The organism is Photobacterium ganghwense (assembly GCF_003025595.1).
GTDB lineage: Bacteria > Pseudomonadota > Gammaproteobacteria > Enterobacterales > Vibrionaceae > Photobacterium > Photobacterium ganghwense.
Genome location: NZ_PYMI01000014.1, coordinates 39,664 through 57,625, shown reverse-complemented (window position 1 = coordinate 57,625; position 17,962 = coordinate 39,664). Strand labels below are relative to the sequence as shown.

15 protein-coding genes are annotated in these 17,962 nt (G+C 53.7%); 5 read left to right on the top strand and 10 right to left on the bottom strand.

Annotated elements, in window-relative coordinates:
- Window positions 1-649: 649 nt before the first annotated feature.
- From cysQ to cysG, 6 genes are read right to left on the bottom strand one after another with little or no spacing between them, the layout of a single operon-like run.
- Window positions 650-1,396, bottom strand: coding sequence for a 3'(2'),5'-bisphosphate nucleotidase CysQ (gene cysQ / locus C9I92_RS24680; RefSeq protein WP_107193937.1), 747 nt, complete (start codon window positions 1,394-1,396; stop codon window positions 650-652).
- Window positions 1,397-1,409: 13 nt separating this feature from the next.
- Window positions 1,410-2,030, bottom strand: coding sequence for an adenylyl-sulfate kinase (cysC, locus tag C9I92_RS24675; protein WP_047887631.1), 621 nt, complete (start codon window positions 2,028-2,030; stop codon window positions 1,410-1,412).
- Window positions 2,031-2,055: 25 nt separating this feature from the next.
- Window positions 2,056-3,783, bottom strand: a complete 1,728-nt coding sequence (locus tag C9I92_RS24670) for an SLC13 family permease (RefSeq protein WP_047887630.1) — start codon at window positions 3,781-3,783, stop codon at window positions 2,056-2,058.
- A gap of 5 nt (window positions 3,784-3,788) precedes the next feature.
- Window positions 3,789-5,219 carry a sulfate adenylyltransferase subunit CysN gene (gene cysN, locus C9I92_RS24665; protein ID WP_047887629.1) on the bottom strand — a complete coding sequence of 477 codons (1,431 nt, stop codon included), beginning with the start codon at window positions 5,217-5,219 and terminating at the stop codon, window positions 3,789-3,791.
- 10 nt (window positions 5,220-5,229) lie between these two features.
- Window positions 5,230-6,138, bottom strand: coding sequence for a sulfate adenylyltransferase subunit CysD (gene cysD, locus C9I92_RS24660; RefSeq protein WP_047887628.1), 909 nt, complete (start codon window positions 6,136-6,138; stop codon window positions 5,230-5,232).
- A gap of 13 nt (window positions 6,139-6,151) precedes the next feature.
- Complete coding sequence (gene cysG, locus C9I92_RS24655; RefSeq protein ID WP_047887627.1) at window positions 6,152-7,576, bottom strand: siroheme synthase CysG; 1,425 nt, start codon at window positions 7,574-7,576, stop codon at window positions 6,152-6,154.
- A 395-nt stretch (window positions 7,577-7,971) separates the two neighbouring features.
- On the opposite strand from cysG, the gene C9I92_RS24650 reads away from it, so the two are divergent.
- The 3 genes from C9I92_RS24650 to C9I92_RS24640 all read left to right on the top strand — a co-directional run bounded on the left by C9I92_RS24650 (window position 7,972) and on the right by C9I92_RS24640 (window position 11,169).
- Window positions 7,972-9,933 carry a bifunctional 2',3'-cyclic-nucleotide 2'-phosphodiesterase/3'-nucleotidase gene (locus C9I92_RS24650; protein ID WP_047887626.1) on the top strand — a complete coding sequence of 654 codons (1,962 nt, stop codon included), beginning with the start codon at window positions 7,972-7,974 and terminating at the stop codon, window positions 9,931-9,933.
- A 99-nt stretch (window positions 9,934-10,032) separates the two neighbouring features.
- A complete protein-coding gene (locus tag C9I92_RS24645) occupies window positions 10,033-10,605 on the top strand; it encodes a Crp/Fnr family transcriptional regulator (protein WP_047887625.1) in 573 nt (190 codons plus the stop codon).
- Between the two features lie 93 nt (window positions 10,606-10,698).
- Entirely contained in the window at window positions 10,699-11,169 is a 471-nt protein-coding gene (locus C9I92_RS24640) for a GNAT family N-acetyltransferase (protein WP_047887624.1), read from the top strand.
- Window positions 11,170-11,272: 103 nt separating this feature from the next.
- On the opposite strand, the gene C9I92_RS24635 is transcribed toward C9I92_RS24640, so the two are convergent.
- Complete coding sequence (locus C9I92_RS24635; protein ID WP_047887623.1) at window positions 11,273-12,001, bottom strand: LysM-like peptidoglycan-binding domain-containing protein; 729 nt, start codon at window positions 11,999-12,001, stop codon at window positions 11,273-11,275.
- Window positions 12,002-12,124: 123 nt separating this feature from the next.
- On the opposite strand from C9I92_RS24635, the gene bamJ reads away from it, so the two are divergent.
- Together bamJ and C9I92_RS24625 are read left to right on the top strand one after the other, a co-directional pair.
- Window positions 12,125-12,745, top strand: a complete 621-nt coding sequence (gene bamJ / locus C9I92_RS24630) for a BamJ family beta-barrel-assembly machinery protein (protein ID WP_047887622.1) — start codon at window positions 12,125-12,127, stop codon at window positions 12,743-12,745.
- A 181-nt stretch (window positions 12,746-12,926) separates the two neighbouring features.
- Window positions 12,927-13,409: a DUF2780 domain-containing protein gene (locus C9I92_RS24625; RefSeq protein ID WP_047887621.1), complete on the top strand. Its 483-nt coding sequence runs from the start codon at window positions 12,927-12,929 to the stop codon at window positions 13,407-13,409.
- A 284-nt stretch (window positions 13,410-13,693) separates the two neighbouring features.
- Here the strand turns inward: C9I92_RS24625 and C9I92_RS24620 are convergent, their stop codons facing one another.
- Genes C9I92_RS24620 through C9I92_RS24610 form a run of 3 tightly spaced genes read right to left on the bottom strand, consistent with a single transcriptional unit; the run spans window position 13,694 to window position 17,956 of the window.
- The gene (locus tag C9I92_RS24620) at window positions 13,694-14,455 is read right to left on the bottom strand and encodes a phosphoadenylyl-sulfate reductase (protein WP_047887620.1); all 762 of its coding nucleotides are present in this window, start codon (window positions 14,453-14,455) and stop codon (window positions 13,694-13,696) included.
- Window positions 14,448-16,139 carry an assimilatory sulfite reductase (NADPH) hemoprotein subunit gene (cysI, locus tag C9I92_RS24615; RefSeq protein ID WP_047887619.1) on the bottom strand — a complete coding sequence of 564 codons (1,692 nt, stop codon included), beginning with the start codon at window positions 16,137-16,139 and terminating at the stop codon, window positions 14,448-14,450. The genes C9I92_RS24620 and cysI overlap by 8 nt, the downstream gene beginning before the upstream one ends.
- Window positions 16,139-17,956, bottom strand: a complete 1,818-nt coding sequence (locus tag C9I92_RS24610; protein ID WP_047887618.1) for an assimilatory sulfite reductase (NADPH) flavoprotein subunit — start codon at window positions 17,954-17,956, stop codon at window positions 16,139-16,141. The genes cysI and C9I92_RS24610 overlap by 1 nt, the downstream gene beginning before the upstream one ends.
- Window positions 17,957-17,962 lie beyond the last annotated feature (6 nt).

Sequence of the window (17,962 nt, the reverse complement as noted above, 5' to 3'; positions counted from 1 at the left end):
ATTAAATTGACTGTGCCAAAATAACCGAAGTCATTTTGAATTGGTCACTCAGTTCATCGATAAATCTTTTTGACTATCAGTTCACGAGTGCCCACACAGATTGCATGGTCAAATTGTTAAAGAACTTACAGCAACAAACGATTGACTTGTCGTTGCTGAGGTTGCGCATCTTACCAGAAGCAACCACCCTGTCAACAGTTTTTTTTGAAGTAATTTCCTCAAAACCCTTTACTGACAGGTCTCAGATTTGAAAAGCTAGGTTTTTATAAACTTAGCAATACAAGCCTGAGGAAAGGCTGATAATCATAGTCGTTCAAACGATGATGTCAAGCTTTTAACACTCAACAAATTATCAAACCTATCGACCAACAAGTTATTCACAGGTTATGGATAACTTATCCAAGACCGCCAACCGTGCTGGTGAGGCGGCATTATAGGGACTCCTATTATATTGGCAAGGTAAAATATTGTCTTTTCTTCTCACTTGATGAGAAAAACAACATTAACCGGTTAAAAACACAAAATACCAGCAATTATTGAGAGTGTTTACCTCAAAAATCTCATTAAGCTTAGCCGAAAATCACAATTTCAAACGTCAAAATGCAAACAGGACTGACAATGTCAGCCCTGTTTGAAGGAAATGATCGATTTAAACTGTCAGAGAAACAATAAAAGAAGGATTTAACAGTTCCTCCCGGTGATACTGCAGAGGTTGCCCTTCCTTATCCAAGACAATAGCACCTGCACTTTCCGCAATACATTGACCCGCCGCCGTATCCCACATCATCGTTGGGCCGAGCCTTGGGTAATATTGAGCACGCCCTTCCGCTACCATACAAAACTTAAGAGACGAGCCGACCTCTGCCATTTTATGCTCGCCCAAGTTTTCCAGAAACCCTGCCAATTCAGGACTCGGATGGGAACGACTGCCAACCACTGTAGGAACCGTTGCAGGTCGGACCCGAATCCGTTCGCGTCCCGCTTTCGTTTCCAGCCAGGCCTGAGAACCGTCGCCTAACCAGCTTTTGTTCAATGCCGGGGCATGCACCACAGCCAACACTGGCTTGCCTTGCTCGATCAAAGCGATGTTCACCGTAAACTCACCGTTTTTACGAAGGAACTCTTTTGTGCCATCAAGAGGGTCAACCAGCCAGAACCGCTCCCACTTCTGCCTTTCTTGCCACGGGGTATGCGCCGATTCTTCTGACAGGATTGGAATATCAGGAGTGAGCTTTTCCAACTCTTCAATGATCAGGGCATTGGCTGCCAAGTCAGCTTCAGTAACCGGACTGCTATCCGCTTTTTCTGTTACCTGTACCTGACTGTGATAATGCTCCATGATCACTTTGCCGGCAGCAATTGCGATGTCATATAAAGACGACAGTTGATTCCCCACTCGTTACTCCTTACTAACGGATAATCTGATTGTGTTTAAGTTGAGCCACACACTGATCCACCAGCTCGCTGACAGTATAGTCGCCAGCCTGAAGGTGAATTTCTGGTGCCTCAGGTTTTTCGTACTCAGAGTCAATTCCAGTAAAGTGCTTAATTTGACCTGCGCGGGCTTTTTTATACAAGCCTTTGGGATCACGCTTTTCACATTCCTCTAATGGTGTGTCGACAAAGACTTCCAGAAACTCACCGCTCGGGAGCATGTCACGCACCAGTTGTCGTTCCTGACGATGGGGGGAAATAAACGCACTCAGCACAATCAATCCGGCATCGGCCATCAACTTAGCCACTTCGCCGATCCGGCGAATATTTTCCCGGCGATCTTCTGTCGAAAATCCCAGATCTTTGCACAAGCCATGGCGGATATTGTCACCATCAAGCAGATAGGTATGAAAACCCAATTCAGCCAGACGAGTTTCCAGCGCTCCGGCCACGGTGGATTTTCCCGCACCGCTCAATCCGGTGAACCATAATACGCAAGGTTGCTGCTTTTTCTGTTGTGATCTGAACGCTTTGTCAATTTGGTGAGCGTGCCACACCACGTTGTCATTATCATGAGTCTGTACAGCCGAGGTCATTATCAACTCCGTTTGTCATCAATACTTAAAATGGAAAGAGGCGTGGGATCAACGCCAGCACAACCACGGAATATACGCAGGAGACCGGTAGCCCAACTCGAAAATAATCTTTTAACCTATAATTGCCCACGGTGTAGACCAGCAGGTTGGTCTGATAACCGTAAGGCGAAATAAAACTGGCACTGGCTCCAAACAGAATCGCCATAATAAAAGGCATCGGATCGACCCCGTAACTTAGTGCCAGACTGTATGCAATTGGAAAAGCCAGAGCCGCGGCGGCATTATTGGTCACCAGCTCGGTGAGCACCAAGGTCATGAAATACACAGCAATCAAGCCGCCGTAGATGCCCCAACCGTTAAAAGCCGACATCAGTACGTTACCCATACTTTCAGATAGCCCACTAGACAGCATCAACTGCGCTAACGAAAGGGCTGAGCCCACAATCACAACGATGTCGACCGGGAAACGGCGTCTTAATTCGGCAAACGAGATCACCCCACTCACCACCAGCATGACCAAATATGCCGCCAGGCCTTTAATGATTGGCAACAGGTCAAACAATGAAGCCAGAATGACCGCCGCAAACCCAAACAGGACAGCCGCACTCTTTTTGCCATCCAGCTTAGCGCTGGAATCCAGCCCGCTGACCAGCACAAATTCACGGTTCAGCAAACGCTGTTTTTCATGAAACGTTTTACCCGGCACCACCACCAGAGTATCCCCGGCACGCAGCTCAATATTCCCCAACCCACCAGCCAGACGTTCGTGGCCCCGGCGAATGGCGACCACAACGGCATCAAACTTTTCACGAAATTCCGCGCTTTTCAGGGTTTTTCCACAAATCCCCGCCGACTGGCTGACGATCACTTCCAGCATCGACTGGCCATTTAAATGGTGTTGGCCGAACAGCTGTAATCCACTGATTTCCTGCAAAGTGGTAACACTTTCGACATCTCCACAGAACAACAGAGTGTCACCGGCCTGCAGCCGGGTATCCGGACACACCGGAGCCAGTGTTTTGCCGTCACGCAGGATTTCAGCCAGAAAGAGCCGACGCAAAGCCCGCAGCCCGTTTTCCGCAACGGTTTTTCCCACTAAAGGCGAATCTGCTTTGATCTTGGCTTCCAGAAAGTACGGCAGATCATCCTGACCCTGCTCCTCATGCACCGGTAACAGGTAACTGAGAGGGATCAGAATCACCAGCCCGACCACCAATACCGCGACACCAATAGCCGTCGGAGCAAAAAAGCCCAGACTCGGCAACCCGGCGTCTTCAACAAAGCTGTTAACGATGAGGTTAGTCGAGGTGCCGATGAGGGTCAGCGTGCCACCGAGGATTGCCGTATACGACAGCGGGATCAGCAATCGAGAAGGCGCATGACGCTGATTACGCTTGATGGCGCCAATCAGCGATACCACCACGGCGGTGTTGTTCGTGAATGAGGAAAGAAACGCTGTTGATAAGCCCAGTTTTGCGACAACGGTAGATTGTCCGCCCTGAGACAGTTGGCGGCCTACCCAGCTCACCAACCGCGTTTTCTCCAAAGCAATGGAAACCAGGATCAACAGCACCAGTGTCAGTAACGACGAATTGGTAAAATTCCCCGCCAGTGTCGGTAAATCAATCAAACCTAACTGGAACCCGATAAACGCGGCGCCTGCAAACAGGAACGCAGGTTTGATTCGGGTCAGCAGCAAACAGCTGATGATGACCAACAACATGGCGAAAACCATTCCCTGTTCCCATCCCATGTGCGTTACCCCAATAGCTTACTGATGTCCTTGGCATCCCAGTGTGGGAAGTGCTTACGGATCAGAGCATTCAATTCAATCTCAAAAGCTGAATATTGGGCCGTGGTGGCCGTGTGTTGCTCAGCCAGTGCTTCACGTACCATCCCCGCACCAACCGTGACATTGGTCAGTCGGTCAATGAAGATAAACCCACCGGTATCCGGGCATTGTGCGTAGCTGTCTGCCGCAATGGACTCAGTCAGGTTGATTTCACACAGGCCTATTCCGTTCAGCGGCAACTCAGGCGTCTCAAACGTTTGCAGGTTATTAATGTCGACCTGGTGACGAATGACTTCGACCGAACCGACCGTTTTCTTGCCCGCGACTTTAATATCGTACTGACGACCGACCTGCAGCGGCGCTTCCGCCATCCAGACCACATCCGCCAGCAGACGGTTACTCAGCGCCACGTTGCTGGTTATCGGTACCAAGGTATCACCACGGCTGATATCAATCTCATCGGCCAGAGTCAGAGTCACGGCCTGACCGGCAACCGCTTGCGGCAGATCACCATCAAAAGTCACAATGCGATCCACGATCGAGGTTTTACCGGATGGCAATGCTTTGATTGCGTCCCCGACACGTACCACGCCGGATGCAACCGTACCAGCGAACCCACGGAAATCGAGATTCGGGCGGTTGACATATTGCACCGGCAGACGGAATTCACCGGACTGACGATCTTTACTGATATCCACCGTTTCCAGCAGTGACAGCAAAGATTCCCCGTCATACCAAGGGGTGCTGTCACTCAGCTCCACCACGTTGTCACCATCCAGCGCGGACAACGGCACCAACTTGATATCCAGTTCAGCATTTAGCTGGGCTGCAAATGTCAGGTATTCATCCCGGATGGCATCGAAGCGCGATTGCTCAAAGCCCACCAGATCCATCTTGTTCACCGCCACGATAAAATGGCGGATCCCCAGCAGACTGGCGATGTAGGAATGGCGTCGGGTTTGATCCAGTACCCCTTTACGGGCATCAATCAGAATCACAGCCACATCACAGGTCGATGCACCGGTTGCCATATTACGGGTGTATTGCTCATGCCCCGGGGTATCGGCAATGATGAACTTGCGCTGTTTGGTAGAAAAATAGCGATACGCCACATCAATTGTGATGCCCTGTTCGCGTTCAGCCTGTAGGCCGTCCACCAGCAACGCCAGATCCGGTTTATCACCGGTCGTGCCAACTTTCTGGCTGTCAGCGTGAATCGCGGCCAGCTGATCTTCATAAATCTGCTGCGAGTCATGCAGCAGTCGACCAATCAGGGTACTTTTACCGTCATCCACCGAACCACAGGTCAGGAAACGCAGCAGGGATTTGTTCTGGTGCTGATCCAGGTAGGCTTCAATGCCTAACTCAGCCACTTGTTGTTCAATTACACTGTTCATCCTGCTCTCCTTAGAAATAACCCTGACGCTTCTTCAGCTCCATCGAACCGGACTGATCGTGGTCGATCGCCCGTCCCTGACGTTCACTGGACGTTGCCACCAGCATCTCTTCGATGATGCCTGGCAAGGTATTCGCTTCAGACTCAATAGCCCCGGTCAGCGGGTAACAGCCAAGGGTACGGAAACGGACGCTCTTGTGTTCAATCTGCTCACCCGGCTTCAGTTCCATCCGATCATCATCCACCATGATCAGCATGCCATCACGCTCAACCACCGGACGAACGGCCGACAGGTACAGCGGCACGATTTCAATCCCTTCCAGATAGATGTATTGCCAGATATCCAGCTCGGTCCAGTTCGACAGCGGGAAGACTCGGATGCTTTCCCCTTTGTTAATCTGGCCATTGTAGGTATGCCACAATTCCGGACGCTGGTTCTTCGGATCCCAGGTGTGGTTTTTGTCACGGAACGAGTACACCCGCTCTTTGGCACGAGACTTTTCCTCGTCCCGGCGCGCGCCGCCGAAGGCCGCGTCAAAACCGTATTTATTCAGCGCCTGCTTCAGCCCCTGAGTCTTCATGATGTCGGTGTGCTTTGACGAACCGTGAGTGAATGGGTTGATCCCCATCGCCAGCCCTTCCGGATTCTTATGCACCAGCAATTCAAAGCCGTATTTCTGCGCCGTACGATCACGAAACTCGATCATTTCGCGGAATTTCCAATCGGTATCCACGTGCAGCAATGGAAACGGAATCTTGCCCGGATAAAAGGCCTTACGTGCCAGATGCAACATGACCGATGAATCTTTGCCGATCGAGTACATCATGACGGGGTTATCAAATTCCGCAGCGACTTCACGGATGATGTGAATGCTCTCCGCTTCCAGCTGCTTAAGGTGGGTAAGTCGTTTAGGGTCCATTACTCTCTCCATGCTAAGCCAGCTTCACAACCGTTGATTGCTCATCAAACGTGTTATGCAATTGCTGTTCCTGCTTGCCGAACCAATGTAGTTTTTCTGAAAGGTTTACCACTTCACCAACCACAATCAGCGACGGTGAGGCAGCTTGTTGAGCGAGATCAGCCAGCTCAGACAGCTGACCTTTAAATACTTTTTGCGAACGCTGGGTACCACGCTCAATGATAGCAATCGGGGTGTCTGGAGCACGTCCATGTCTAATTAAATTTAGTTGAATATCCAGAGAATTCATCAGCCCCATGTAGATCACCAGAGTTTGATTGCCCCGTGCCAGCGTGTGCCATTCCAACTGTTTGCCGTCCGGCTTGATATGACCGGTCACGAACATGGCAGTTTGGGCATAGTCACGGTGGGTCAGCGGGATCCCGGCATAGGCCGTTGCCCCGGCTGCGGCCGTAATGCCCGGCACGACTTCAAACGGGATATTGGCATCGAACAGCACTTCCAGCTCTTCGCCACCGCGCCCGAACACAAACGGATCCCCGCCTTTCAGGCGTACCACCCGTTTGCCCTGCGACGCATACTGCACCAACAGGCGGTTGGTCTCTTCCTGCGGCACACTGTGGAACCCGGCTTTTTTACCGACACTGATCAGTTCCGCATCCCGGCGAACCAGATCCATCACTTCGTCTGACACCAGATAGTCATACAACACGACATCGGCCTGCTGCATGAGCTGCAGGGCTCGTAGCGTCAGCAGGCTGGCATCACCGGGACCGGCCCCAATCAGCGCCACTTCACCACGGGATTCCACCCCGTTGGCCAACGCTTCCAGCTCCAGCTCGGCAGCTGCGTGATCGCCTTTGGCGACCAAAGAGGCAAAGCGTCCGGCGAACGCCTGCTCCCAGAAACGGCGACGCTCTGCAAAAGAGGTCACTTTTTCTGTCAGGCGAGAGCGAAAACGCCCGGCCAGGGTGGCCATCGTGCCGAGATGCTGCGGCAACAGGGCTTCCAGTCGCTCACGTACCAGGCGGGCCAGTACCGGAGCCTGACCGGAAGACGACACAGCGACGATAATCGGGGAGCGATCCACAATCGACGGCACAATAAAGCTGCATCGCTGAGTGTCATCCACCACGTTTACCAGTACCTGCCGCTGATTGGCAGACTGGTAGACCAGTGCATTCACGGCTTTTCGCTCGGTGGCGGCAATCGCCAGGAAAATGCCGTCCAGATCGCTGGGCGAGAAAATGGTACCGATATGGGTCACCTGACCCTGCTCAACGGCATACTGGAATTCCGGAGACAGCGCTTCGGCAATCACCCGGACATCTGCACCGGCTTTCAGCAGCATGCGGGTTTTGCGCCAGGCAATATCATTTCCGCCTACCACCAGGCATGGTCGACGCTTTAAGTCAGCAAATATCGGCAGATAATCCATGTTCCGTGCTCCCGCAATCTCGTTAATTAGGAGCACTATAGAGGGGCGTAAATATGACCTGAAATTCTAAAATTTCATTTTTTATTCCAAAATGTTTGAGCTACGGGCGGAATGGGACGGGAAGGGAGCCAGAATAGGCAAAATCCTGCAGATGATGGGAATTGTCGCCTAACCAGCGGCTACGGTTAGTCTTTTTTCAACTATGCTATCACTTTTTGGCCTAGCATCCGGTGGGCTGTGATGGCCTCCCGATACTGAATGCGTCGGCATATTTCCCCGGCACGGAAAGAAAATAGAGATCTCCGGCACATTAAGGCAATCATGTCACCAAACATGTACACACTTTTTGCTACCTTATGCACGCTTTCCTCTTTCCTGTGATCACGGAGATATCCATGAAGCTCTCAGCCAAACCTCTGTCTATCGCTATTCTGAGCGGCCTGCTGGCAGCAGCCGGTCCTGCAATGGCCGATACCATTAAGCTTCGCATTCTGGAAACCACTGACATTCATACCAATGTCATGGATTACGACTACTACAAAGACAAGCCGACCCTGAAAACAGGTCTGGTGCGTACCGCCACGCTGGTGCAGCAGGCTCGCGGCGAAGTCACCAACAGCATTCTGGTCGACAACGGTGACCTGATTCAGGGCAGCCCAATGGGCGATTACATGGCAGCCAAGGGCCTGAAAAACGGCGAGGTGCACCCGGTTTATAAAGCCATGAACCTGCTGGACTACGAGGTCGGCAACCTGGGGAACCATGAGTTCAACTATGGACTCGATTTCCTCAAGGCATCCCTGGCGGGAGCTAGCTTCCCGTACATCAATGCCAACGTGTACGATCTGAAAACCGGCAAGAACCTGTTTACGCCTTACCTCATCAAATCGTACACCTTCAAAGATACCGAGGGTGGCGAGCATGACGTCAAGGTCGGCTACATCGGTTTCGTGCCGCCGCAGATCCTGATCTGGGATAAGAAGAACCTGGAAGGCAAAGTCGAAGCCAAAGACATCAAGCAAACCGCAGAAAAATTCGTCCCGCAGATGAAGGCCGAAGGGGCGGACATCATCGTGGCTATTCCGCATTCAGGAGTCTCGGCAGATCCTTACAAAGTGATGGCGGAAAACTCGGTCTACTACCTGACGCAAGTCGAGGGGATTGACGCTATCGCCTTTGGGCACTCCCATGCGGTTTTCCCGGGCGAGGCGTTCGCGCAGCTACCTAACACCGATATCGAGAAAGGCACCATCAATGGTGTCGCTGCCGTGATGCCGGGCCGCTGGGGCGATCACCTGGGGGTTATGGATCTGGTACTGGAAAAAGACGGCGAGAGCTGGAAAGTCACCGCTGCTCAGACCGAAGCCCGGCCGATTTTTGACAAATACAAAGGTGAAGCGCTGGTTGAGGCTGACCCGAAACTGGTTGATGCGATCAAAGCCGAACACAAAGGGACCCGGGATTTTGTGAACCAGCCGATCGGCCAGGCCAGCGATGTGATGTACAGCTTCCTGGCACTGGTGCAGGATGATCCGACCGTGCAGATCGTCAATCTGGCACAGAAAGATTATGTTGAGCGCTTTATTCAGGGCGATCCCGACCTGGACGGCATTCCGGTTCTGTCCGCCGCCGCACCATTTAAAGCCGGCGGTCGTGGTAACGATCCAACCAATTTCACCGAAGTGGAATCCGGTCAGCTGACATTCCGCAATGCCGCCGATCTGTACCTGTACCCGAATACCCTGGTGGCGATGAAAGTCACCGGCAAAGAAGTGAAGGAATGGCTGGAGTGTTCCGCCGGTCAGTTTAACCAGATTGATACCCAATCCGAGCAACCGCAGGGACTAATTAACTGGGATGGTTTCCGCACCTATAACTTCGATGTCATTGACGGTGTGAACTACAGCATCGATGTGTCCCAACCCGCCCGCTACGACGGTGAATGTAAACTGATCAACGCGCAAGCAGAACGGATCGGGAACCTGACTTATAACGGTAAACCGGTCGACCCGGCACAGCCGTTCATTATTGCCACCAACAACTACCGTGCCTACAGCGGGAAGTTTGCCGGCACTGGCGAAGCTTACGTTGCCTTTGCTTCCCCGGATGAAAACCGCACGGTTGTTGCTGACTACATCTCCCGCATCAGTAAAGAACGCGGGCAGGTCGTCCCGAGCGCAGACAACAACTGGCACTTCACGCCGCTCAAGAGTGACAAACGCCTGAATATCACGTTTGAAACTGCACCGGGCGAAAAAGCAGCCGGATTTATTCAGAGCAAAGGCCAGTACCCGATGAAACAGGTCGGTACCGACAAAGTCGGCTTTGCGGTTTACCGCATCGACCTGCAAAAATAACGGCTCCAGCCATAAGAAAATGTACTGCATACCGCAGCTTCTGCTGCGGTATTTTTTTGCTATGATTCCGGCATTATCACCCTAGATAGGTTTATCACCATGCATGCGGTCTTCGCCGAGTTTCTTCGCGAACACGGAGCCTGTGACGCAACAGTGAACGAAGCCCTGGCGGTTGCCAGTCCGCTCGAGTTGCCGACTCGCCATGTTCTGCTCAATCAGGGCGCCGCCCCTGACTCCGTCTATTTTCTGATTGATGGCGTTTGCCACGCCTGCTACCTGACTCCCCAGGGAAAACAGTTCAGCAAGGAATTTTACTGGGATCAGGACATCCTGATCGGCTTTGAGAGCCTGCTGACCGGCTCAGCCTCACCGTATTTGCTGGAAACCCTGTCGGCCAGCCACCTGCTAGCCCTGCCAATCAGCCTGCTCAATCATTGGCGAGAGCAACGCAATCCCCTGTATGTCCGACTGCTCGAACGTCAGCTTCGTTTCAAGGAACATAAGGAGCGATTCATGCTGCTCCACAGTCCGGAGCAACGCTTACAACTGTTTTGCGATAGCTTCCCGGAATTGCTGGAACGGGTGACCGATTACCAGCTGGCCTCTTACCTGGGCGTGACCGCGACCAGCCTGAGCCGAATCCGCAAGCGCCAGGATTCACCGCACCCGTAACCGTGATAGTTCGCTTTTGTAAATGCACAGGCGGTCAGTATGCATTATGCTGACCGCATCCTGAGCGATGAGATATGGTAACGAGGAGAGAAGATGCAGTGGCACTGCCTGAGTTTTGATCAACTGACCACCCACCAGCTATACGATTGCCTGAAACTGCGCTGCGATGTGTTCGTGGTGGAGCAAGCATGTCCTTATCCGGAACTGGACGATCATGATCGCGCCCCGGGAACGCGTCACCTTCTGGGCTATCAGGACAACCAGCTGGTTGCCTATCTGCGCTTGCTGGCACCGGGCACGACTTACCCCAACGTCAGCCTTGGCCGGGTTGCCACCGCAGCCACGGCGCGCGGCAACGGGCTTGGTCACCGGTTACTGGCTGAAGGTCTGCGCCTGGCAGAACATCACTGGCCCGGTCAAACTATTGATATCGGCGCCCAGTCACACCTCCAGCCTTATTATTGTCGTTACGGATTTGAGCCGATTTCGGCAGAATACCTGGAAGACGGTATTCCCCATATTGATATGCGGCTACCCAAGGCGGTCAATGCTGACCAGCCCTGAGCGTCCTACCAGCAAAAAGCCACCGACAGTTCGGTGGCTTTTTGCTTATTGGTCTTCCGGGAAGTGAGAGCCAGGGGATACGACTATCTGGCTGATGCGCCGGCTACTGGCTACGCACAAAGCTGCCGTCGGAGCGGCGGAAAAACATCACCGGCTCACCGCTGCGCCCTTCGATTTGCAAGGCATCCAGTCCCCCGCCAGCGGTTTGCCGATAACGCAGCAACTGACCTGCCTGAACCTGACTCAGAGGTTTGTCTTTTCCTTCAATAGCGGCCAGGGCATACAGATCCGCCAGCGGCAGCGAACGTTCACGGAAAATCATCGCCAACGTTTCACCACTTTTCACTTTGTACTGCACCCACGGCTGCGATGACGACGGAGCAGACGCCGAGGCGTTCTGGGTCGCCTGGCCAGAAGCAGCTACTGGTTTTGCCGGGACCGGCTTGGTTTGAGCGGCCGGTGGCGGATTGAGTGGCCGCAGACGCTGCTCGACCACCTCCCGTTTCGGCGAAGCCGGTTCTGCACGATCACCAACCACCACCTGTTCCGGCTGAGGCTCATTCAACTGAAGTGACAGTTCTCGTCGCACCGGGTCACTGTTTTCAGCCGGGACCGGCGCACGGCTCGGCAGCATCAGCAGAATAGCCAGCAACGGTGCCAGCACCATCAGCGCACGACGGTGGAAGCGCGGTAACTGTTGCCATTTTTCCGTTACCGGTGCCAGTCGGGTTTTCAGTTTTTCCCGCATTGCCAGCAGCGAGGCCTTATCAAACGTGACGCGGGGCCATGTAAATTCTGTTTTCTTTTGTGTGCGGCGTTTGGCCTGTCCCATAAACAACACTCCAGCGCTTTCCAATTCATGCTTGACTCAAGACAGCATGTCACAATGGTTTACCCTCAGGGGGTGAAACTGTTATCCTGCCTGCTTCATTCACTCTACCAAAGAGATGACACCATGTCTGACGTAAAACTAGATACAGTTGAATCTAAAGCAAGCTACGGTATCGGTCTTCAAATGGGCCAACAGCTGGCACAAAGCGGCCTGGAAGGCCTGAATGTGGCAGCCATTGCTAAAGGTATCGCGACTTCACTGACTGGCGACATGCCAGAAATCGAAGTAGACGAGATCAACAATGCCCTGCGTGAACTTCACACTCGTGCCGAAGCTGCTCGCCAAGAGCAAGCGAAAGCAGCAGCAGCGGAAGGCGAAGCGTTCCTAAAAGATAACGCACTACGCCCTGAAGTTACAGTGACTGAATCTGGCCTGCAGTACGAGATCCTGGTTGAAGGTCAGGGTGACATCCCTACAGCAGACAAACAAGTTCGCGTTCACTACCACGGTGAGCTGACTGACGGTACTGTATTCGACAGCTCTGTTAAGCGCGGTCAACCAGCAGAATTCCCAGTAACAGGCGTGATCAAAGGCTGGGTTGAAGCCCTGCAAATGATGCCTGTTGGCTCTAAATGGAAACTGTACATCCCTCACGATCTGGCCTACGGCGAGCGTGGTGCGGGTACAGCTATCCCTCCATTTGCTGCTCTGGTATTCGAAGTAGAACTTCTGGATATCCTGTAATCCTTCCGAGGAAGACCAAAAACGGTGCTTCGGCACCGTTTTTTGATCGTCCCGACTGAATTTTAGTACCATCTGCCTGTCAGATATCCCCCAGCCTTTTCCCGATGCTCACCGGCAAAAGGTTTATTAACCCGGTCGATACTGGCCTTGCCCAGAAGACGACCACCCTTGGAGAAATAAGATGTCAGCAACTTGGTCTCGACGTATCCTTGTTATCGGCTCACTGACTGGTCTGCTCATGATGCCAGCCACCAGCTCAGCTTTCAGCCTGACGGATCTGTTCGGCAGCAAAACCACTGAAGCGGTTGCCGAGAACCCACTGGCCAGCCTGCTGAGCACTCAGCTGGGCGTAACGCCGGAGCAAGCCGCCGGTGGTGCTGGTGCCCTGCTATCCGCCGCAACCAGCCAACTGTCTGGATCACAAGCCACAGAGCTGGCCAAAATGATTCCGGGTGCAGAAGCCCTGACTGGCAGCCTACCTCCGGGCATTGGCGCTCTGCTGGGTAACATGGAAACCATCAACAAAATCTTTGCCGCACTGGGTATGGATGCCAGCATGGTCAGCCAGTTTGTCCCGGTTGTCCTGCAATTCCTGGGTAACCAGGGTGCCAGCGCCGGCCTGCTGCAGTCACTGGGTAACATCTGGGCTCCAGCGGCACAATAAGCCGTTTGCCTCCGTGTGACACGCGACGGCAAGATACCTGTCTGCCCTGTAGCCTCTGTCAGCGGGATGTAAAAATAACAAAGCCTTACCTGCGAACAGGTAAGGCTTTTTCATCTCCGCGTGTTAAGGACAGGTGCAAGTCTCGAAGTCGTCATCAGAGCAACGCAGCAAAGCCCCCGTATTACTGAACCCTACTACCCACTCTCCGGGTCTCGTCACCCAGTTTCCCAATCACTAGGTCACTAGATCACCAACTTACATGCCAAGCCACATCACTGCGCCTGTCAGATGCCGGAACCATCGGTTTCCACATCATCTTCATGCAGCCCACACTCACGCTTGAGGCCAAAGAAGCGTGTTTCCTCTTCTTTCATGCCCGGCTCCCACTTACGGGTCGTGTGGGTATCGCCAACCGACAGGTAACCCTGATCCCACAGCGGGTGATACGGCAGATCATACTGCGCCAGATAGGCATCAATGTCCTGATTCGTCCAGTCAATCAGCGGCAGGAACTTGAATACACCATTCTGGATCGCCAGTACCGGCAGCGTTGCCCGGGTCGATGACTGTTCACGACGCAGTCCAGAGAACCAGGCGCTGACATTCAGCTCATCCAGTGCACGGCGCATCGGTTCGACTTTGTTGATGCGGTTGTACTGTTTGATGCCGTCAACCCCCTGCTCCCACAGGCGGCCAAAGCGTGCCTCCTGCCATTGCGGGGTCAGTTCCGCCCGGTACACATGCAGGTTCAGCTTCAAACGCTCAGTCAGCTGATCAATAAACTGATAGGTTTCCGGGAACAGATAGCCGGTATCAGTCAGAATCACCGGAATATCAGCCTGCTCGCGGGTGACCATATGCAGCATCACCGCCGACTGAATACCGAAGCTGGACGCCAGCGCGAACTGCCCCGGCAGGTTGTCCAGCGCCCAGCGAATCCGCGCCTGCGCTGATAACCCTTCCAGCTCAGCATTGATACTGGCTAGCTCCAGGATCTGCTCGACTTTGCTTTTCTCCAGCAACGCGGCAAGTTTCACATCAGGCATAGAAATCCCTCTTAGAGATCAGCACCGGCTCGATAATTCCGGCACGGATGGTGAAATCACCAAATGCTTCACCGTCTTGACGCTCCTGCGCCCAGCGGCCGATCAGGCTGTCGAGTTCAGCCATGATCTGCTCAACCGTGATGTTTTCCAGGTACATCTTCGGAATACGGGTCCCGTTACGGTTGCCGCCCAGATGCAGGTTGTAACGGCCCGGCGCTTTACCGACCAGACCGATTTCCGCCAGCATCGCACGGCCACAGCCGTTCGGGCAGCCTGTAACCCGCAAAATCACGTTCTCTTCCTGCGGCAGGCTGTGCTTGCTCAGCAGCTGTTCAACGTCCGTCACAAACTCCGGCAGAAAACGCTCTGCCTCAGCCATCGCCAGCGGACAGGTCGGCAACGCCACACACGCCATGGAGTTTTTACGCTGCTCACTGACCGTATCATCGATCAGGCCGTGATCGCGGGCGATCTTTTCGATCGTCGCTTTATCCTCTGCCGCCACACCAGCCACAATCAGGTTCTGGTTAGCGGTCATGCGGAAGTCACCGTGATGGATACGGGCAATTTCTGCGACCCCGGTTTTCAGCGGTTTACCCGGGAAGTCCAACAAACGGCCATTTTCAATAAACAGTGTCAGGTGGTGCTTACCGTCGATACCTTCCACCCAACCGATACGATCGCCGCGCTCGGTGAATTCATACGGACGGCTTTGCTCAAAGGCCACCCCGGCACGTTTTTCCACTTCGGCTTTGAAGACATCCACCCCAACCCGATCCAGGGTGTATTTGGTTTTCGCATTCTTACGGTTCGAGCGGTTCCCCCAGTCACGTTGGGTCGTCACGACCGCTGCCGCCACCTCCAGCGTTTTCTCCAGCGGGATAAATCCGAAGTCATCCGCACGGCGCGGGTATGTGGTTTTATCCCCGTGGGTCATCGCCAGGCCACCACCCACCAGGACGTTAAAGCCGACCAGCTTGCCGTTATCCGCAATCGCAACAAAGTTCAGGTCATTGGCGTGAACATCCACATCATTCTGCGGCGGGATCACGACCGTGGTTTTAAACTTCCGTGGCAAATAGGTGCTGCCCAGAATCGGCTCTTCGTCCGTGCTTTCCAGCTTTTCACCGTCGAGCCAGATCTCGGCATACGCACGGGTTTTCGGCAGCAAGTGTTCACTGATCTTTTTCGCCCACTCGTAGGCTTCCTGATGCAACTCGGATTCCACCGGATTGCTGGTACACAGAACGTTACGGTTCACGTCACCGGCGGTGGCAATCGAGTCGATCCCAATCTTGTTCAGGGTCTGGTGCATCAGTTTGATGTTTGGCTTGAGCACCCCGTGGAACTGGAACGTCTGGCGGGTCGTCAGACGGATACTGCCGTACAGTGAATGTTCTTCCGCAAACTTATCAATCGCCAGCCATTGCGGCGGAGTAATGATACCGCCCGGCATACGGGCTCGCAGCATCACATTGTGCAGCGGCTCCAGCTTCTGTTTGGCACGCTCGGCACGGAAATCCCGGTCATCCTGCTGGTACATGCCGTGGAAGCGGATCAGCTGGAAGTTGTCAGCGGTAAAGCCGCCAGTCATCCGGTCTTGCAGATCGTCAGCAATGGTCCCGCGCAGGAAGTTACTTTCACGCTTGAGGCGTTCGTTATCTGATAGTTTTTGCTCGCTCATTAGTAGACATCCTTTTGATAACGCTTGTTCTTACGCAGTTCACTGAGGTATTGCTCGGCCTGTTCACGACTCTGGTTGCCTTGCTGCTCGGCAATGGTCAGCAGAGCATCGTGGACATCTTTCGCCATATGGTTGGCATCACCGCACACATAAACATGGGCGCCGTCCTGCAGCCATTTCCAGACTTCGGCTGCATGCTCCAGCAGGCGGTGCTGCACGTACACTTTCTCGGCCTGATCGCGGCTGAAAGCCACGTCAATCCGGTTCACGACACCGTCTTTGAGGTATTTCTGCCATTCCACCTGGTACAGGAAGTCTTCGGTAAATGTCCGATCGCCAAAGAACAGCCAGTTCTTACCTTCAGCGCCACGGTTATCACGCTCCTGCACAAAGGCCCGGAATGGCGCAATTCCCGTCCCCGGACCAATCATGATCACCGGAGTATTATCGTCAGCAGGCAGTTTGAAATGGTTATTCGACTCAACAAAGACTTTTACCGACTCACCTTCTTCCAGACGACGGGACAGGAAGCTGGACGCACCGCCCTGACGGGTTTCCTCAGCGTGAGCATATTCCACCAACCCGACAGTCAAGTGCACTTCTTCACCAACTTCTTCCTGGCTGGATGCAATGGAGTACAGGCGAGGTGTCAGACGACGCAGCAAACCCAGCAGCTGTTCGGCAGTCAGCGCTGTTTTTTTCTCCGCCAGTACGTCGACCACCTGGGTGTTGGCGGCGTACTCACGCAGCTTATCTTTGTCTTCCACCAGCTTGGCCAGCTTCTTGCTGCCGGACAGATCCGCGTAACGGGTCACCAGCTGTGGGTTTGCCGCCGTCACTTCGTAGCTGTTTATCAGCGCGTCGCGCAGAGATACCGCCTGGCCATCCACATCAACGCTTTCTTCACCGCTCAAACCGGCTTTGGCCAGAATGGCGTCAGCCAGTACGGGGTCATTGTCATACCAAACACCCAGCGCATCACCCGGCTGATAAGTCAGGCCGGAGCCTTCCAGATCAATCTCGACATGACGCACATCTTTGCCTGAGTTGCGCCCGGTAATTTTCTGGCTGGTCAGCAGCGTCGCAGCATACGGGTTCTGTTTGGTGTAGGCCGATACGCTTGCCACGGCCTGCCCGACCGGCAGCGTGACCACCTGAGCGTCAGCCGTTACCAGAGTCTCCTGCACTTTATCCAGCGCCTCTGCCCGCCACGCCGCAGCCGGCGCATCGTAATCCACGTCACAGTCGAGACGCTCCAGCATCGGACGCGCGCCCAGCTTCGCCAGGTAGGCATCAAAATCTTTTGCCGTCTGGCAGAAAAATTCGTAGCTGGAATCTCCCAAGCCGATGACCGCGTATTGCAGGTTCGGCAGCTTAGGTGCTTTTTTCGATTGCAGGAATTCATGTAACTCAATGGCATCATCCGGTGCTTCCCCTTCACCATGGGTTGACGCCACGATGATGACATGGGTTTCTTTGGCCAGATTTTTACCTTTGTAGTCACCAGCAGAGAACAGCTCCGCGCTGATCCCAGCGGCATCCGCTTCTGCTTTCAGCGCCTGGGCAACACCCTTGGCATTGCCGGTCTGAGACGCATAAATGATGGTCAACTTACCGGCTGGCTGGCTGGCAACTGCCACGGCCGGCTGCTGAGCGGGCACAGTCTGCCCGACTGACGGAGTCTGACTCAGACCCCAAAAATATCCACTGATCCACGCTAATTGCTGTGGTGAGAGCTCGGCGACAGCCTGCTGGAGTTGACCTATTTGCTGATCATTAAGCGGGCTGGCCAGAGCGGAAAGTTCCTTAAGTAACATGACACG

What these genes read in the sequence shown, in the direction of transcription:
- cysC (WP_047887631.1), bottom strand. Translation starts at nt 2,030, where the DNA reads ATGACCTCGGCTGTACAGACTCATGATAATGACAACGTGGTGTGGCAC.
- C9I92_RS24670 (WP_047887630.1), bottom strand. Translation starts at nt 3,783, where the DNA reads ATGGGATGGGAACAGGGAATGGTTTTCGCCATGTTGTTGGTCATCATC.
- cysN (WP_047887629.1), bottom strand. Translation starts at nt 5,219, where the DNA reads ATGAACAGTGTAATTGAACAACAAGTGGCTGAGTTAGGCATTGAAGCC.
- cysD (WP_047887628.1), bottom strand. Translation starts at nt 6,138, where the DNA reads ATGGACCCTAAACGACTTACCCACCTTAAGCAGCTGGAAGCGGAGAGC.
- cysG (WP_047887627.1), bottom strand. Translation starts at nt 7,576, where the DNA reads ATGGATTATCTGCCGATATTTGCTGACTTAAAGCGTCGACCATGCCTG.
- C9I92_RS24650 (WP_047887626.1), top strand. Translation starts at nt 7,972, where the DNA reads ATGAAGCTCTCAGCCAAACCTCTGTCTATCGCTATTCTGAGCGGCCTG.
- C9I92_RS24645 (WP_047887625.1), top strand. Translation starts at nt 10,033, where the DNA reads ATGCATGCGGTCTTCGCCGAGTTTCTTCGCGAACACGGAGCCTGTGAC.
- C9I92_RS24640 (WP_047887624.1), top strand. Translation starts at nt 10,699, where the DNA reads ATGCAGTGGCACTGCCTGAGTTTTGATCAACTGACCACCCACCAGCTA.
- C9I92_RS24635 (WP_047887623.1), bottom strand. Translation starts at nt 12,001, where the DNA reads ATGGGACAGGCCAAACGCCGCACACAAAAGAAAACAGAATTTACATGG.
- bamJ (WP_047887622.1), top strand. Translation starts at nt 12,125, where the DNA reads ATGTCTGACGTAAAACTAGATACAGTTGAATCTAAAGCAAGCTACGGT.
- C9I92_RS24625 (WP_047887621.1), top strand. Translation starts at nt 12,927, where the DNA reads ATGTCAGCAACTTGGTCTCGACGTATCCTTGTTATCGGCTCACTGACT.
- C9I92_RS24620 (WP_047887620.1), bottom strand. Translation starts at nt 14,455, where the DNA reads ATGCCTGATGTGAAACTTGCCGCGTTGCTGGAGAAAAGCAAAGTCGAG.
- cysI (WP_047887619.1), bottom strand. Translation starts at nt 16,139, where the DNA reads ATGAGCGAGCAAAAACTATCAGATAACGAACGCCTCAAGCGTGAAAGT.
- C9I92_RS24610 (WP_047887618.1), bottom strand. Translation starts at nt 17,956, where the DNA reads ATGTTACTTAAGGAACTTTCCGCTCTGGCCAGCCCGCTTAATGATCAG.